At 68.1% G+C, this 17,190-nt stretch carries 14 protein-coding genes; 12 read left to right on the forward strand and 2 right to left on the reverse strand.

The window, feature by feature from the left end:
- Positions 1–50 precede the first annotated feature (50 nt).
- From AC27VL_RS08830 to AC27VL_RS08875, 10 genes are all read left to right on the forward strand, one after another.
- Complete coding sequence (locus AC27VL_RS08830; protein ID WP_353098848.1) at positions 51–1,325, forward strand: NAD(P)/FAD-dependent oxidoreductase; 1,275 nt, start codon at positions 51–53, stop codon at positions 1,323–1,325.
- Positions 1,313–1,867 (forward strand): DUF3261 domain-containing protein, encoded by a 555-nt coding sequence (locus AC27VL_RS08835; RefSeq protein WP_488766064.1) that lies wholly within the window; start codon positions 1,313–1,315, stop codon positions 1,865–1,867. Before AC27VL_RS08830 ends, AC27VL_RS08835 begins: the two co-directional genes overlap by 13 nt.
- Positions 1,864–3,051, forward strand: a complete 1,188-nt coding sequence (locus AC27VL_RS08840; RefSeq protein WP_108267720.1) for a beta-ketoacyl-[acyl-carrier-protein] synthase family protein — start codon at positions 1,864–1,866, stop codon at positions 3,049–3,051. Before AC27VL_RS08835 ends, AC27VL_RS08840 begins: the two co-directional genes overlap by 4 nt.
- Positions 3,048–3,506, forward strand: coding sequence for a hotdog family protein (locus AC27VL_RS08845; RefSeq protein WP_191077615.1), 459 nt, complete (start codon positions 3,048–3,050; stop codon positions 3,504–3,506). The genes AC27VL_RS08840 and AC27VL_RS08845 overlap by 4 nt, the downstream gene beginning before the upstream one ends.
- On the forward strand, positions 3,503–4,234 hold the full coding sequence (locus tag AC27VL_RS08850; RefSeq protein ID WP_488766065.1) for a 3-ketoacyl-ACP reductase FabG2: 732 nt from the start codon (positions 3,503–3,505) through the stop codon (positions 4,232–4,234). The genes AC27VL_RS08845 and AC27VL_RS08850 overlap by 4 nt, the downstream gene beginning before the upstream one ends.
- Positions 4,234–5,472, forward strand: a complete 1,239-nt coding sequence (locus AC27VL_RS08855; RefSeq protein WP_025877989.1) for a beta-ketoacyl-ACP synthase — start codon at positions 4,234–4,236, stop codon at positions 5,470–5,472. Before AC27VL_RS08850 ends, AC27VL_RS08855 begins: the two co-directional genes overlap by 1 nt.
- A gap of 37 nt (positions 5,473–5,509) precedes the next feature.
- Positions 5,510–5,950, forward strand: coding sequence for a hypothetical protein (locus AC27VL_RS08860; RefSeq protein WP_025877987.1), 441 nt, complete (start codon positions 5,510–5,512; stop codon positions 5,948–5,950).
- A gap of 55 nt (positions 5,951–6,005) precedes the next feature.
- A complete protein-coding gene (locus AC27VL_RS08865; protein WP_133120121.1) occupies positions 6,006–6,506 on the forward strand; it encodes a hypothetical protein in 501 nt (166 codons plus the stop codon).
- Between the two features lie 149 nt (positions 6,507–6,655).
- Positions 6,656–6,916 carry a YcgL domain-containing protein gene (locus AC27VL_RS08870; protein ID WP_165378427.1) on the forward strand — a complete coding sequence of 87 codons (261 nt, stop codon included), beginning with the start codon at positions 6,656–6,658 and terminating at the stop codon, positions 6,914–6,916.
- The gene (locus AC27VL_RS08875; RefSeq protein WP_488766066.1) at positions 6,909–10,247 is read left to right on the forward strand and encodes an ankyrin repeat domain-containing protein; all 3,339 of its coding nucleotides are present in this window, start codon (positions 6,909–6,911) and stop codon (positions 10,245–10,247) included. The genes AC27VL_RS08870 and AC27VL_RS08875 overlap by 8 nt, the downstream gene beginning before the upstream one ends.
- Before the next feature lie 119 nt (positions 10,248–10,366).
- On the opposite strand, the gene AC27VL_RS08880 is transcribed toward AC27VL_RS08875, so the two are convergent.
- Positions 10,367–12,145, reverse strand: coding sequence for a monovalent cation:proton antiporter-2 (CPA2) family protein (locus tag AC27VL_RS08880; protein ID WP_191077619.1), 1,779 nt, complete (start codon positions 12,143–12,145; stop codon positions 10,367–10,369).
- Between the two features lie 342 nt (positions 12,146–12,487).
- On the opposite strand from AC27VL_RS08880, the gene mgtE reads away from it, so the two are divergent.
- Positions 12,488–13,858: a magnesium transporter gene (gene mgtE, locus AC27VL_RS08885; RefSeq protein WP_100553978.1), complete on the forward strand. Its 1,371-nt coding sequence runs from the start codon at positions 12,488–12,490 to the stop codon at positions 13,856–13,858.
- A gap of 173 nt (positions 13,859–14,031) precedes the next feature.
- Positions 14,032–16,752 carry a bifunctional acetate--CoA ligase family protein/GNAT family N-acetyltransferase gene (locus tag AC27VL_RS08890; RefSeq protein ID WP_265951654.1) on the forward strand — a complete coding sequence of 907 codons (2,721 nt, stop codon included), beginning with the start codon at positions 14,032–14,034 and terminating at the stop codon, positions 16,750–16,752.
- 53 nt (positions 16,753–16,805) lie between these two features.
- On the opposite strand, the gene AC27VL_RS08895 is transcribed toward AC27VL_RS08890, so the two are convergent.
- Positions 16,806–17,186, reverse strand: a complete 381-nt coding sequence (locus tag AC27VL_RS08895) for a YbjQ family protein (RefSeq protein WP_089237720.1) — start codon at positions 17,184–17,186, stop codon at positions 16,806–16,808.
- Between the last annotated feature and the right edge of the window lie 4 nt (positions 17,187–17,190).

Raw genomic sequence — 17,190 nt, forward strand, 5'->3', positions numbered from 1 at the left:
CATTCCGATTCCTCCGCTTTTCCACCTGATCGAGCAACAAGGACGCACCGATGACTACTGCTGTGGATGCCGCTGATTCTTCCAGCCACGAAGACGTGGAACGTACCGAAATCCTGATCATCGGCGCCGGCCCGGCCGGTTCGGTGGCCGCGGCGATGCTGCGCCAGCAGGGCCGCAAGGTGCTGATGCTGGAACGCCAGCAGTTCCCGCGCTTTTCCATCGGCGAGAGCCTGCTGCCGCAGAGCATGGAATACATCGAAGCGGCGGGTCTGCTGCAGGACGTGGTCGAGGCGGGCTTCCAGTACAAGAACGGCGCAGCCTTCGTGCACGGGGAAGCGCGCACCGCGTTCGACTTCAGGAAGAAGTTCTCGCCGGGCTGGGGCACCACCTACCAGGTGCAGCGCGCCGACTTCGACAACGTGCTGGCGCGCGGCGCCGAGCGCATGGGTGCGACCCTGCGTTTCGGCGACGAAGTGCTGGCAGTCGAGCCGGGCGAACAGCCGGTGGTGAACGTGCGCCGCCCGGATGGCAGCGAGTACCGCATCGAAGCCGATTTCATCCTCGACGCTTCCGGCTTCGCGCGGCTGCTGCCGCGCCTGCTCAACCTGGAGTCGCCGTCCAATTTCCCGGTGCGTGGCGCGATCTTCTGTCACGTGCGCGACAACATCCCGGCCGAAGCGGATTTCGACCGCAACAAGATCCTGATCACCACCCATCCCGAGCACATCGACGTCTGGTACTGGACGATCCCGTTCTCCAACGGCTGCTGCTCGCTGGGTGTCGTTGCCGAGCCGTCATTCTTCGAGCGCTACGAAGGCGACGACCTGCAGAAGCTGCAGGCCATCGTCGGCGAAGATCCGAACCTGACCTCGCTGCTGGCCAACGCCGAATGGGCCGTGCTGCCGGTACGCCGCATCACCGGCTATTCGGCCAACGTCAGCTCGCTGTGGGGCCCGGGCTATGCGCTGCTGGGCAACGCCGGCGAGTTCCTCGATCCGGTGTTCTCCTCCGGCGTCACCATCGCGTTCAAATCCGCGCAACTGGCCAGCGAATGCCTGAAGCGCCGCTACGCGGGCGAGACCGTTGACTGGGAAAACGACTTCTCGATTCCGCTGCGTGCCGGCGTGAAAACCTTCCGCCGCTTCGTCGAAAGCTGGTACCAGGGCGGCTTCCAGAAGATCATCTACCACCCCGACCAGCAGCCGCAGGTGCGCGACATGATCAGCTCCATCCTGGCCGGCTACGCCTGGGACACCAACAATCCGTATGTGGCCGACGACAGCGGCCGCCGCATGCGTGTGCTGGAGGAACTGTGCAGCGCCTGATCGTCCGCCTTTCTGCGGTCCTGCTGTGCCTGCTGCTGGCCGCCTGTGCCAGCCGCATGCCGCGGCCGCTGGTCGAACTGCCGCCGTTGCGGCTGGCACCGTCCAGCCTGCCGGCGCCGTTGGCCCTGCAGCAGCAGCTGCACTTCCGCTTCGGCAGCCACGAGCGTGATCTGGATGCGCTGCTGGAGGCTGACGCGCAGCAGGTGCGGCTGGCCGTGCAGGCGATGGGCCAGACCGGCGTGCGCCTGCAGTGGGATGGCCAGCAGCTGACCCAGCAGCGTGCACCATGGCTGCCGCCACAGGTGCGCGCCGAACGCGTGCTGGACGACCTGCAGTTCGCACTGTGGCCGACCGATGCCATTGCCGCCGCGCTGCCGGCCGGCTGGCAGGTGAGCGATGACGGCCGCCAGCGCAGCCTGTCGCGCGACGGCACCGTGTGGCTGCAGCTGCAGCGTCTGGCCGATGGCAGCGTGCAACTGGACAACCGCGCCGAGGGCTACACCCTGCGCATCGAATCGATCGACATGGCCGGCCAGCAATGAAGAGCGCGCCCATTTTCCTCAACGACCTCGGCGTGGTCTGCGCGTTGGGTGACGGCCGCGCTGCGGTGGCGGCTGCGCTGTTTGCCGACGTGCCGGGCGGGCTGAGCGACAACGCCACGCTGCTGCCAGGTCGCACCCTGGCGCTGGGCGAAGTGCACAGCCCGTTGCCGACGCTGGAAGCATTGCCGGTGTCCCTGCGTGGCCGCAACAACGCGCTGCTGGACGTGGCCCTGGCGCAGATCGCGCCGGCCGTTGCCGATGCCATCAGCCGTTACGGTGCCGAGCGCGTGGCCGTGGTGCTGGGCACCAGTACCTCGGGCATCGGTGAATCCGAACAGGCACTGCGTACCCGCGCCGAGCACGGCCATTGGCCCGAAGGCTTCGACTACGCGCAGCAGGAAATGGGTACCGCCGCGCAGTTCGTGCGGGAGCGCAGTGGCGCGCTGGGCCCAGCCTGGACGCTGTCCACGGCCTGTTCGTCCAGCGCCAAGGCGTTGATGTCGGCTGCGCGCATGCTGCGTTCGGGCATCGTCGATGCTGTCATCGCCGGTGGTGCCGATTCCCTGTGCCGGTTCACCGTCGCCGGATTCAGCGCGCTCGAATCGGTCTCCGCCGTGCGCTGCAATCCGTTCTCGCAGCATCGCTGCGGGATCAACATCGGCGAGGGCGCCGCGCTGTTCCTGCTGACCCGCGAACCCGGTCCGGTCAGCCTGGCCGGTTGGGGTGAGTCAGCCGACGCGCACCATATGTCCGCACCGGACCCGCAGGGTCTGGGCGCCATCGATGCCCTGCAGCAGGCGTTGCAGCGTGCTGGCTGGGCAGCTTCGGAAGTGGATTACGTGAACCTGCATGGCACTGCGACCGGTCACAACGACGCGATGGAAAGCCACGCCGTGGCGCAGGTACTGGGCACCGATGTGCCGGCCAGCTCAACCAAGCCATTGACCGGCCACACGCTGGGTGCGTCCGGTGCGATCGAAGCGGCGCTGTGCTGGATCCTGCTGGCCGAGAATCCGCAGCAGCAACTGCCGCCGCACTGGTGGGACGGCGTGGCCGATCCGGCGCTGCCGGCGTTGCCGCTGGTCGCCCCGGCGACCTTCCTGCCGCAGCTGCCGCGGCGGGTGCTGAGCAATTCGTTCGCCTTCGGCGGCAGCAATGCCGTGCTGGCACTGGAGCGCCGATGAACATGCCGTTGTATGCCATCGAAGAAGTGGTGCCGCACCGCCAGGACATGTGCCTGCTGGACCGCATCCTGCGCTGGGACCAGGACGGCATCGAAGCGGAACTGGTGGTGCCCGAGGCCGGCCTGTTCATCGAAGACGGCGCTGTTCCGGCATGGGTCGGCATCGAATACATGGCCCAGGCCATCGCCGCCTGGGCCGGCTGCCGTGCGCGCACGGCCGGCAACCCGCCGCAGCTGGGCTTCCTGCTCGGCAGCCGGCGCTATGCCAGCACGCGCAGCAGTTTCCCCAGCGGCACCCGCCTGCAGGTACAGGCGCGTTGCGAACTGTTGGGCGACAATGGATTAGGGATGTTCGCCTGCCGCATCCTGGCAGGCGAGGAAGAATGGGCGGTTGCCAACGTGTCGGTGTTCGAACCGGCCGACTCGATGGCCTATCTGGAGAGTGGACAGGCATGACAGGGAATCGAAGCGTGCTGGTGACCGGCGCGAGCCGGGGCATCGGCCGGGCCATTGCGCTGCGTATCGCGCGCGATGGCTTCGACGTGGTGGTGCATTGCCGCAGCCGTGTGGAAGAAGCACAGGCAGTGGCCGACGAGATCCAGGCACTGGGCCAGCAGGCCCGCGTGCTGGCCTTCGACGTGGCCGACCGTGCCGCCGCGCGCGCCGCGCTGGAAGCGGACGTGGAGGCAAATGGCGCCTATTACGGCGTGGTGTGCAATGCCGGCATCGCCCGTGACGGCGCCTTCCCGGCACTGTCCGAGGATGACTGGGACCAGGTGATCCACACCAATCTGGACGGCTTCTACAACGTGCTGCATCCGCTGATCATGCCGATGGTGCGGCGGCGCAAGCCGGGCCGCATCGTCACCCTGTCCTCGGTGTCCGGCGTGGCCGGCAACCGTGGCCAGGTCAATTACAGTGCGGCCAAGGCCGGCATCATCGGCGCCAGCAAGGCATTGGCGCTGGAGCTGGCCAGCCGCCAGATCACCGTCAACTGCGTGGCCCCGGGCCTGATCGAGACCGACATGCTCAACGAAGAAGTGGTCGAACACGCATTGAAGCTGATCCCGGCCGGCCGCGTCGGCCGGCCCGAGGAAGTGGCGGCGACGGTCGCGTTCCTGCTGTCCGAGCCGGCCGGCTACATCACCCGCCAGGTGATTTCGGTCAATGGAGGGATGATCTGATGGCCGCCGATCGTCGCGTGGTGGTCACCGGTGCCGCCGCCATCAGTCCGCTCGGCCACGACTGGCCGACCATCCAGGCCCATCTGCGCAGCTGCCGCAACGCGGTGCGTTCGATGCCGGAATGGGATGTATATGCGGGCCTGAACACCAAGCTTGCCGCGCCGGCGCAGGACTACGAGCTGCCGCCGAACTACAACCGCAAGACCACCCGCTCGATGGGCAAGGTCGCGATCATGTCGGTGCGCGCCACCGAGGTCGCCCTGCGTGAGGCAGGCCTGTTCGAGCACCCGGTGCTGCGCAGCGGCCGTACCGGCGTGGCCTACGGCTCATCGTCGGGCAGCCACGAGGCCACCGGCGAATTCGGCCGCATGCTGCATGAGTTCACCACCGACGGCATCAGCGCCACCACCTACCTGAAGATGATGAGCCACACCGCGCCGGTCAACATCGGCGTGTTCTTCGGCTTGTCCGGGCGTGTCTACACCACCTCCAGTGCCTGTACGTCGGGCAGCCAGGGCGTGGGCGCGGGCTACGAAGCGATCCGCAGCGGCAAGCAGACGGTGATGGTGGCCGGTGGCGCCGAGCAGCTCGACGCCACCGCCGCGGCCGTGTTCGACACCCTGTTCGCCACCAGCACGCGCAACGATGCACCGCACACCACTCCGCGCCCGTTCGATGCCGGCCGTGACGGCCTGGTGCTGGGCGAGGGTGCCTGCACGCTGATCCTGGAGGATCTGGAGCACGCGCAGGCACGCGGCGCGACCATCCTTGCCGAGATCGTGGGCTACGGCACCAACAGCGACGGCCAGCACGTCACCCAGCCCAGCGCCGACACCATGGCCCAGGCCATGCGCCTGGCGCTGGAAGACGCCGGCCTGCAGCCGGCGCAGATCGACTACGTGAACGCCCACGGCACCGCCACCGACCACGGCGACATCGCCGAGACCCAGGCCACCGCCCAGGTGTTCGGCAGCCGCGTGCCGATCAGCTCGTTGAAGAGTTACGTCGGCCACATGCTGGGCGGTTGCGGTGCGTTCGAAGCCTGGATGAGCATCGAGATGATGCGCGCCGGCTGGTTCGCGCCGACCCTGAACCTGGTCGAGGTGGACCCGCGTTGCGGCCAGCTCGACTTCATCACCGGGCAAGGCCGCGAGCTGCAGGCCGAGTACGTGATGAGCAACAACTTCGCCTTCGGCGGCATCAACACCTCGCTGGTGTTCCGTCGCTGGAGCGCGTGATCCCGCCGTACCCGCACCTCAACAAGGAGACGTTCCGATGCGCCGCACCCTGCTGATCGCCACTGCCACCGCGCTGCTGGCCCTGACTTCCACCGCTTCGGCGCGCGATACCCGCGTTGAGCAGTCCCTGCGCGAACTGATCAGTTCGCAGGCCGCCAAAGATGCCGGCATCGACGGCAGCGTGCGCTTCTACCTGGCCGGCCAGCCGGTCAGCGTGCAGCAGCGCCTGGGCGAAGACGTGACCAACAAGAAGACCAACGCCGCCAACAAGAGCGACGTCGAGGCCTGCAACTGGGTGGCCCTGTCGGCGCTGCTGGCGCTGCAGGACGGTGCCAAGTCGCGCGGCGCCAACGCCGTGGTCGACATCGTCAGCTACTACAAGAAGAACGAGTTCAAGAGCGCGACCAACTACGAGTGCTGGGCCGGCACCTTTGTCGCCGGCGTGGCCTTGAAGGGCACCTACGCCAAGGTCAAGTAAGCCATCGCTGCCCCCGGCACGGGGTGCCGGGGCAACGTTCCACAGGGGGAACAGCATGAAAGTGATGACCGCCGCTGCCTTGGCAGCGGCTTTTGCGTGCGCGCCTGCACTGCAGGCTCAGGCCGCGGATGAACCCATTCGCGTCGCGGCCGATATTCCCTACCGCACCGACGTGGGCGGCGAACTGATCCGCAGCGAGTGCCGGTTCGGCAGCTACCTCAGCGACAGCATCGTGCGCCATGCGGCCGGCAGGGTCGTGGCCGCGCCGCTGGATGGCAGCGAGAGCAGGCGCCTGGACATCGTGGTGACCAAGGCCCATGCCGCCGGTGGCGGTGCCATCTCCGGGCCGAAGTGGGGCCGGATCTATGGCGAACTGAAGGAGGACGGCCGCGTGGTCGGCAATTTCAGCTTCAAGCGCACCACCAGCCGGCCCTTCACCTTCCGCGCCTGCACCACGCTGAAGCTGATCGCCGAAGCGCTGGGCGGCGATGTGGCGCGCTGGCTCGAACAACCCACCCTGGATCCGCTGATGACCGAAGACGTGGCGGCCAACTGAGCGTGCCCGCTGGCTGAACGGCGCCGCCACATTGCTGAACCTCACCGGGGAAACGCCGTCGATCACGCCGCCATCGTCGCGTGACGGCTTTCCCCGGTGTCGGCTTTCCGACACAATCACGGCTCTTCCCGGGTTATCGTCCCGTGGACATGCACGCCTACGTCTATAAAAGCCAACTCAAGCCGGACACCTACGTCTATCTCGCCCGACGCGATGACTTCAGCGCTTTGCCTGCGCCGCTGTCGGCGTCGTTGGGTGCGCTCGTCTTCGTGCTGGAAGTGACCCTGGACGCGCAGCGCCGGCTGGCCCAGGCCGACCCGGCCAAGGTGCGCAGCGAACTGACCGAGCGCGGGTTCTACCTGCAGGTGCCGCCCTCGGTGAGCAGCATGATGCTGCGCCACTATGACTGAGCTTTCCCGCTCCCGCGCTCTGTCGCTGGCCTTCACCCTCGGTGCCTTGCTGGCGCTGGGTTCTGCGCTGGGTGGCCTGCCCGGTGCGGTACTGGCGGCCCTGGCGCAACCGGCGTTCGCACTGGGAATCTCGTGGTGGCGACGCAGCCGCACGCTGCTGCCGCCGAAGGTGATCGCCCGCCAGGACCTGCCGGCGCTGCTGGCACTGTGGACCGCAGCGCCGTTGCTGCTGGCCCTGCTGCTGGCCTGGCCACTGGCCGCGCTGCGCGACAGCGGCAGTCTTGCCGCGGTGCTGGGCCTGAGCGTGCTGGTCAGCGCCGGCCTGCTGGCGGCCTGGCGCACCTGGCCGCTGTGGAACGATGTCGAGCGTCTCGATGGTGGCCTGGCCCAACATTGGCAGGCGTTGGCCGGTCGTGACCTCAGCGCCTGGCGTGGCCTTGGCGCGGCAGCACTGGTGATGGCCCTGGCGGCACTGGTGGTACTGCCGACCTGGCCGGACCTGCTGCCGGAAAGCGCACGTTGGCCGTCGGCACTGGCGGTGCTGCTGCTGTCGCCGCTGCTGCACCTGCTGCTGCAGCGCATTGCACCGGCGCCGCTGGTCTCGCTGCGCAGCCCGCTTGGCGCGGAACTGCCAGTCGATCGCGAAACGCTGTTCAGCGCGGTCGTGGACACCACGCCGCTGGAAGCTCTGGCGCCGCAGGAGCTGACCCCGGCCCTGTACGAAGCCGCGCGCCACGGCCGCATCGATCGTACGCTGCAACTGCTGCAGGCCGGCGCCGATCCGTATTCCCTGCCTGACCCGAACTGGCGCGACCAGCGCAGCCTGGCAGTGCTCGCCGCCGTCCTGCCGGACCTGCGCCTGCTGCGTGAGCTGATCGGCCGCGGCGTCGATGTGAACGCGCCGCATCGCGGCATGACCCCGCTGCTGGCCGCGACCCGCGACAGCTGGCATGGGCGGCCGGAAGCGGTGATGACCCTGCTGGCCAACGGTGCCGATTCGCGCGCCACCGACAGTGAGGGCAATACGCCCCTGCACCATGCCGCGCGCAGTTCCGACCCGGGCGTGGCTGCGCTGCTGCGTGACGCGGCCGCTGAAGTCGACGCACTGAACCGTGATGGCTGGTCGCCGTTGGCGGTGGCCTGCCAGGTCGGCAACTGGCGCCTGGCGCGCTTCCTGCTGGAGCGCGGCGCCCGCAGCGAACCGGCTGACGGCACCCCGGTGCTGCTGGCCGCGGCCGCTACCGAAGACGATGATCCGGCCGGCGTGCAGCTGCTGCTGAAGCACAAGGCACGTGCCGACGCGCGTGACCGCCAGCGCCGCAGCGCGCTGCACGAAGCGGCATTGGCTGGCCACGTGGACATCATCGGCGTGCTGCTTGCCGCCGGTGCCAACCTGGAAGCGCGCGATGCGCTCGGCCGTACCCCGTGGCTGGAAGCTGCACGTGCCGGTCGCGCGGCCGTGGTCGAGCACCTGCTGCCGCACAAGCCCGACCTGGTTGCAGTCGACACCGATGGCCGCAACGCGGTGCTGCTGGCAACGATGGCCGAGGACGTTTCGCCGCTGTTGATCAAGCGCCTGCTGGAACTGGGCATCGCCGCCGATGGCAGCGATCCGGCCGGCCGACGCGCGGTGGACTACGCCGCCGAAGCCGGTCGCTGGGCGATCGTCGCCCTGCTGGATCCGTCTTACCCGTTGCCTGCCGCCGTCAGCGATGGCCTGACCGAGCGCGGTGAGACGGCCAGTGCCAGCGGTCTGCTGCCCGATCGCCCGCCGCTGACCCTGCTGCGCGAGGCGCTGGGGTTCGGCAATACCGATGGCATGGCCGCACTGGCCAGGCTGTGCCAGCCGGAAGAACTGGGTGGTCTGCTGCTCGATCCGGAGCTGGCGCTGGAGCCGCGCGCGGTCGACTGGCTGCTCGCCCACGGTGCCGATCCGTACGTGCGTGACGCCTGTGCCGATACACCGATGTTCGCGCTGCTGTCGCGTGGCATCGATGCCGTGCCGGCCCTGCAGGTGATGCTGCAGCATGGCCTGTCGCCGGCCGGCCGTGGTGGCCTGGCGCGTTTCCTGGCCGCCTGTGCGCAGCACGACCAGGCGGCGCGTGGCCTGGAACAGCTGGCGCTGGAGCTGCTGGAACGCGGCGCCGATCCGTTTGCTGCCTCGCCGGCCGGTGATCCGCCGCTGTCACTGGCCGTGCGTCTGGGCTGGCTGCGCCTGCAGCAGGCGCTGCTTGCCACTGGCGTGGACCGCGAAGCACGCGACAGCCATGGCATGACCGCCTTGCATCTGGCCACCGCACTGGCGCGCGAAAGCGCCCTGAAGCTGCTGGTGCAGCACGGCGCCTCGCCCGAAGCGCGTGCTGCCGACGGGCAGACGCCGCTGGGCGTGGCGCTGTCGATCGGTCGTCGCGATCTGGCTGATTGGCTGGACTGGCGGGTCTGGCCGCTGCCGCGCAGGACCCTGCGCGAAGGCGATCTGCCGGCCGCCGCGATGGCCGGTGATGTCGATGCCGTGCGTCGTTTGAATGATCTGGGCTTTGCCATCGACGCCGTCGACGCGCAGGGCTGCACCGCGCTGCTGCGTGCTGCCGGCGGTGGCCATCTGGCCGTGGTCGACCTGCTGCTGGCGCGCGGTGCTGATCCGCAGCATGCCGCTGCCAGTGGTGCGACGCCGTTGTCGGCGGCGGTCAGCATGCGCCAGGTCGATATCGTCTCAGCCCTGCTCGATGCCGGGGCGCAGCTCGAACACCGCCTGCCAGGCGGGGTCACCGTGCTGATGCTGGCCTCGGCGCTGGGCCTGCCGGACATCGTGGCGCGCCTGCTCACCGCCGGTGCCGACGTGCATGCCGGCGATGCCCAGCAGCTGGCGCCGCTGCACTGCGCAGCCCTGTATGGCTTCAGTGCGCGCGACCGTTCGCGCCTGCTGGCGCTGCTCGATACCCTGCTGCTGGCCGGTGCAGAGCCGGACCAGGCCGCTGCCGGTGCGGTCACGCCGCTGCTGCTGCTGATGGGCGCGCGCGCCGAACCGGGCACCGCCTGCGACGAGCAGGTGGTGATGGCCGCTGTCGAGCGCCTGCTGGATGAAGACGTGAGCCTGGATGTGCGCGATCCGCGCGGCTTCGGTCCGTTGCACCTGGCCGCCCTGCACGGGTTGCCGCTGCTGGTGCAGCGCCTGCTGCGCGCCGGTGCCGATCCGGAAGCGCGCGATGGCTTGAACCGCAGCCCGCGCGAGATCGCGGTGATGCGCGGCTTCATCGACGTCGCCGCCGAGTTCGAGCCGCGCGTGCCGGGCGTATCGTCGATGGCCAGGTTCCTGCGCGACAACGGCTGAAGGTCGCACTCCATAGGGTGGGTGCCGACCGTTGGTCGGCAGGATGCTTTCAGTAGATCCACGCCATGCGTGGATGATCGCCGCGCACGGAAACAAAAACATCCACGCATGGCGTGGATCTACTTGTCGTCGCTTTCCGCGTCCGCTTCGAACAGGTGCATCAGGTCGTTGCGCGCATCGCGCGAAGTCTGGATCACCGCCGCCTCGTCGTCGTAGACCAGGTACTGGTCGCGCAGCAGCTTCTCGTCGTGTTCGCGGAACTGCTGCACATGGCGCTCGGCCACGTTCGGGGCCACGCCCAGCGCGGTCAGCACGCGCCCGCTCATTTCCAGGCTGGTACCGAACACTTCGCGGAACGGTTCGGCCGACATGTCCATCAACCGCCACGCATGCTGGCGGTTGCGTGCGCGTGCCAGCACCGTCGCATCTGGATACAGGCGGCGCACCATGCGCACCGCGCGCAGGTTGGTCTCCGGATCGTCCACGGTGATCACGAACACGTCGATGTGCTCGCCACCGGCGGCGCGCAGCATCTCCGGCCGGGTCGGGTCGCCGTAGTACAGCTGGTTGCCGAAGCGGCGCAGGTCGGCCACGGTGTCCGGGTTCGCTTCCAGCGCCACGAACGGCACCTTCTGCGCGGTCAGCAGGCGCGCGATCACCTGGCCGAAGCGGCCCATGCCGGCAATCAGCACCTTCGGCCGATTGTCCGGCGCCACCTTGTCGGCCTCCGCCGCCTGCCGTGGCGCGACCTTCTCCTCGCCGAGCAGGCGCAGCAGGGCGATCATCAGCAACGGGGTGATCGCCATCGACAGGCCGACGATCGCCACCAGCCGGTCATGGTTGGCATTACCCAGCAGGTGCGCGCGCTGCGCTTCGTTGAACACCACGAAGGCGAATTCGCCGCCCAGCCACAACACGCTGCCCAGCAGCAGCGACTGCCGCGAACTGAGCTTGGCGATGCGGCCGATGGCGTACAGCAGGCTGAACTTCACCACCAGCAGGATCGCCACACCCGCGGCAATCATCCACGGTTCGGCGGCGATGCGGTCCAGGTCGATGCCCATGCCCACCGCGATGAAGAACAGGCCCAGCAGCAAACCCTTGAACGGCTCGATCTGCGATTCCAGCTCGTGCCGGAATTCCGAATCGGACAGCAGCACGCCGGCCAGGAACGCCCCCAGGCTGGGGCTCAGGCCGGCTTCCTGCATGAACCAGGCGGTGCCCAGCACCACCAGCAGCGCCGTAGCGGTGAACACTTCCGGGCTGCGGGTGCGCGCGATGATGCCGAACAGACGGCGCAGCACCGGCCGTCCACACAGGATCACCACTGCCAGCGCGCCCAGCGCCACAGCTGCATCTTCCCAGCGCAGTGTCTCGTTCTTGACCCCACCCAGCAGCGGAATCGCGGCCAGCAGCGGAATGGCGATCAGGTCCTGGAACAGCAGGATGGCAAACCCCAGCCTGCCATGGTCGCTGTTGATCGCTTTGTGCTCGGACAGCAGCTGCAGGCCGACCGCGGTCGACGACAGCGCCAGCGCCACGCCCACCACCAGCGCGCTCTTCCACTGGAAGTGATCGAGCAGCAGCAGGCCGCCCAGCACCAGCCCGGACAGCGCCACCTGCGCCGCGCCCGCACCGAACACCGAGCGCCGCATCACCTTCAGGCGGGCAGGGGACAGCTCCAGCCCGATCACGAACAGCAGCATGACCACGCCGATCTCGGCCGCGCCGAGGATGCGGTCGGCGTCCTGTACGAAGCCGAGGCCATCCGGCCCCAGCACCACGCCGGCCGCCAGGTAGCCCAGCACCGCGCCGAAGCCGAACTTCTTGAACACCGGCACCGCGATCACCGCGGCCAGCAGCAGCACCAATGCCAGTTCTAGACCACCGCTATGCATGGGAATACCTGGTCATCGGGAGGCCGGCTGTGCGTCCGTTCGGCGGGGGGAAGCGCGGCGGATGCCACTTGGCCATTATGCGCGCGCGGCTGTGTACGCACGAGAACGGCAGTGGGCCGCTTGCCCGGTCACCGACCGCGGGTTGACCTGCACCGACCGCAGGTCCAGACTGCCCGCCGCTGCCGGCATGTCCGTCAGTACACCCTTCCGGAGTCCCCAACCCATGTCCAGCGACAGTAGAAGTCGACCTCGGTCGACGCCAGCGATGGCCACCGCCTGACATCGGGACGGTTTGCCTGCGTTGGCGTTGCGCGATGTCGCACCCCATGAAGGCGAATCACCATGAACCAGAAGCAATTGCTGCGTCCGGTGGCCGATGCCGCAGCATTGTCGGCACCGCTGGCGAACTACAACACCGCCGACGCGGTGGAATTCCTCAACACGCTCGAACTGCAGCGCGCCGCCGAGACGCTGGCCGCGCTGTCGTTGCCGCGTGCAGTGAAGATGCTGGAGGCGCCGGAGCTGCACCGCAGCGGCGAACTGGTTGCCGCGCTGCCGCCGGCACGCGCCGCCGCGCTGCTGGGGTTGATGGCCGACGACCGTGCCACCGACATTGTCCACGAGCTGGATGAAGAAGAACGCGCGCGGCTGATTCCGCTGCTGGGCAACGAAGCCCGGCAGACCATCCAGAAGCTGCTGAGCTACCCGCCGAATACCGCCGGCGCGCTGATGACCACCGAGTTCGTCGCCGTGCCCGCCACCTGGACCGTGGCCCAGACCCTGCAGCACATCCGCCAGGTCGAGCGCACGCGCGAGACCGTGTACGCGATCTACGTCCTCGACCCGGCCAACCAGCGGCTGCAGCAGGTGGTGACCATGCGGCGGCTGATCACCGGTCTGCCGGAGGAATCGATCCTGGACGTGGCCCAGGTCAATCCACCGGTGATGGTGGATGCGCAGATGGATCAGGAAGACGTGGCACGGCTGATCCGCCGCCACGATCTGCTGGCGATTCCGGTGGTGGACGCGCAGCAGCACATGCTGGGTATCGTCACCGTCGATGACATCCTCGATGCGCTGATCGAAGAGTCCACCGAAGACGCGCACAAGTTCGGCGGCATGGAAGCGCTGGACAAGCCGTACATGCAGATCGGCTTCTTCGAGATGCTGCGCAAGCGTGCCGGCTGGCTGAGCGTGCTGTTCGTGGGCGAGATGCTGACCGCCAGCGCGATGCAGCACTACGAAGACGAACTGGCGCGCGCGGTGGTGCTGACCCTGTTCATTCCGTTGATCATGAGCTCGGGCGGCAATTCCGGTTCGCAGGCCACTTCGCTGCTGATCCGCAGCCTGGCCCTGCGCGAGCTGCGCCTGCGCGACTGGTGGAAGGTGGCCCTGCGCGAAGTGCCCACCGGCATGGTGCTCGGCGCCATCCTCGGTTGCCTGGCCATCGTACGCATCGTGATCTGGCAGCTCGGCGGATTCCATGACTACGGCGAGCACTGGATCCTGCTGGCGATCACCATCGGCGCCGCGCTGGTGGGCATCGTTACCTTCGGCTCGCTGTCCGGGTCGATGCTGCCCTTCATCCTCAAGCGGCTGGGCTTCGACCCGGCCAGCGCCTCGGCCCCGTTCGTCGCCACCCTGGTGGATGTGACCGGCCTGGTGATCTATTTCAGCATCGCCGCGATGATTCTGCACGGCACCCTGCTGTAACGGGGGCGTCATCCACGCATGGCGTGGATCTACTGTAAGGGGGGCGTCATCCACGCATGGCGTGGATCTACTGGTCCTGGCCGCCGTAGTAGATCCACGCCATGCGTGGATGCGATGCCAGGTTCCTGCGCACGATCATGCCGCCGCAGCGCCGGTCCGTGTACCGTAGGCACATGAGTACCTACCACCTGCAGTCCGTGTTCCGTCCGCAGTCGGTCGCGGTGATCGGCGGCAGCCCGCGTGAGCGCTCGGCCGGCCGCGCAGTGATGCGCAACCTGCGTGGCACCGGCTTCCCCGGCAAGGTGGCATGGATCAACCCGCGCCACGCCGAGATCGATGGCATCCGCACGGTAAAGCGGTTGAAGGACCTGGACTGGGTGCCGGAACTGGTGGTGATCACCGCGCCGGCGGCGATCGTGCCGCAGGTGGTACGCACCGCTGCCGAACGTGGCGTGCAGGCCGCGATCATCCTCACTGCGCATCTGGGTGAGGGCCCAGGCTCGCCGTGGGCACAGGTGGAGGCCGCCGCGCGCGCGCATGGCCTGCGCATCCTCGGCCCGCACTGCCTGGGTGTGATCGCACCGCATGCACGGCTCAATGCCAGTATCGCCGCGCATTTCCCGCAGGCCGGCGACCTCGCGCTGATCTCCGAATCCTCGGCGATCGCCGCCGCCCTGGTGGAGTGGGGCGTGGCACGTTCGGTGGGGTTCTCCGCCGTGGTCTCGCTGGGCGACACCATGGACGTGGACTTCGGCGACCTGCTGGATTATTTCGCCACCGACTACCGCACGCGCGCCATCCTGCTCTACGTCGAGCAGATCAAGGACGCCCGCAAGTTCATGTCGGCCGCACGTGCCGCGGCGCGTGCCAAGCCGGTAGTGGTGGTGAAGTCCGGCCGCGCCGAACGGGTGCAGCCGGGCAGCGCCGATACCCACGTGCAGGCACTGGCGCGCGCCGATGATGTCTACGGCGCGGCATTCAACCGTGCCGGCCTGCTGCGGGTGAGCGCGCTGGACGAACTGTTCACCGCGGCCGAATCGTTGGGCCGCCTGGGGACCTTCCCCGGGCGTCGCCTGGCCATCCTCAGCAACGGCGGCGGTGTCGGCCACCTGGCGGTGGACCAGCTGATCGCCCTGCATGGCACGTTGGCGCAACTGTCCGACAGCACCGTGCAGAAGCTCGATGCGGTACTGCCGCAGGGCTGGTCGCGCAGCAACCCGGTCGACATCGTGGTCGACGCCGATGGTGATCGCTATGCCACGGCCATCGAGGCGCTGCTGGCCGACAACGAGAACGATGCGGTGCTGGTGGTCAACGTGCCCACGGCGTTCACCTCCTCGGCCGACGCCGCGCAGGCGTTGACCCGCACGCTCGGCCTGCGCCCGCGCCATCACCGCGACAAGCCGGTATTCGCGGTGTGGCTGGGCAACGACGACCAGGCCACCGCCACCCTCAACGCGGCACGCGTGCCAACCTATCCCACCGAAGCCGAGGCCGTGCGCGGTTTCCAGCATCTGGTGCGTTACCGCGAAGCACAGAACGCGTTGATGGAAACGCCGCCCAGCCTGCCGCAGGACTTCAGCGTGGATACCGTGCGTGCACGTGCGCTGGTCGAGGCCGCGCTGGCCAACGGTCAAGGCTGGCTGGATCCACTGGCCACCCATGAACTGCTGAAGGCCTACGGCATCCCCTCTGCACCGGTGATGCACGCACGTGATGCGCACGAGGCGATGGACCTGGCGCAACCGCTGTTGGAGCGTGGTGCGACTGTCGCGCTGAAGATCCTGTCTCCCGATATTCCGCACAAATCCGAAGTGGATGGCGTGCGCCTGAACCTGGCGACGTTGCCTGCGGTGCAGAGCGCGGCCAAGGCAATCCTTGCCCGTGCGCGACAGCTACGTCCGGACGCGCGTATCGACGGCCTGCTGGTGCAGCCGACCATCGTCCGCCCGAAGGCGCGCGAGCTCATCGTCGGCATCGCCGACGACGCCACGTTCGGCCCGGTGATCGTGGTCGGTCGTGGTGGCACGGCGGTGGAAGTGATCAACGACAAGGCACTGGCACTGCCGCCGCTGGACCTGCGTCTGGCCCACGAGCTGATCGGCCAGACCCGCGCCTCGCGCATCCTCAAGGCCTACGGCGATGTGCCAGCGGCCGACGAGCGCGCACTGGCGCTGGCGCTGGTCAAGCTGGCGCAGCTGGCAGCAGATATTCCCGAAGTGCGCACGCTGGACATCAATCCGCTGCTGGTCGACAGCAAGGGCATCCTGGCGCTGGACGCGCGCGTGGCGGTTGCGCCGTCGCGCATCCTGCACAAAGGGCGTGGCCATCCACGCTTCGCCGTGTTCCCGTATCCGAAGGAATGGGAGCGCACCATCGAACTGTCCGATGGCGGTCGCGCCTTCGTACGCCCGGTGCGGCCGGAAGATGACGCGTTGTTCCGCGCGTTCTTCGCGCGCGTCAGCGATGAGGATCTGCGCCTGCGCTTCTTCCAGTCGGTCAAGCACTTCAGCCACGAGTTCATCGCCCGCCTGACCCAGCTGGACTACGCGCGCTCGATCGCCTTGGTGGCTATTGAGCCGCGCACCGGCGAGATGCTCGGTGCGGTACGACTGCATGCCGATGCGGACTACCACCGCGGCGAGTACGGCATCCTGATCCGTTCGGACCTGAAGGGGCACGGTATCGGCTGGCGGCTGATGGCGATCATGATCGAGTACGCCAAATGGCTGGGCCTGGACGTGGTGGAAGGGCAGGTGCTGCGCGAGAACAGCACCATGCTGGCGATGTGCCAGAGCCTGGGCTTCAAGACCCGGCTGGATCCGGACGACCCGACGGTGATGATGGTGACGTTGCCGGTGCAGCAGGTGGAAGTCGCTGCGCCTCTGCTGTAGAGCCGAGCCCACGCTCGGCTGCACTTGATGCCATGCCCGGCGGAACGCCGGATTCAACGCAGCGGCTCGACCACCACCGCCGTGCCATAGCACAGCACTTCGGTCAGCCCGGTCATCACGTCGGTGGCGTCGTAGCGCATGCCGATGACCGCGTTGGCACCCAGCTGCCGCGCGTGCTTGACCATATCGCGGTAGGTTTCCTCGCGCGCCTGCTCGCACAGTTCGGTGTAGATGGTGATGTTGCCGCCGAAAATCGTCTGGATACCACCGAGGAAGTTGCCGACGATCGAGCGCGAGCGCACGGTGATGCCGCGCACCACGCCCAGGTTGCGCGCGATGCGGTAGCCGGGCAGCTCGAAGGCAGTGGTCACCATCGAATCGTCGAAGCGCGCTGCGGAGGTGGTGGGAGTGCCGCTGTTGTAGGGATCGGCCATGGGT

This window comes from Stenotrophomonas sp. 14P6.2.3 (assembly GCF_057799055.1).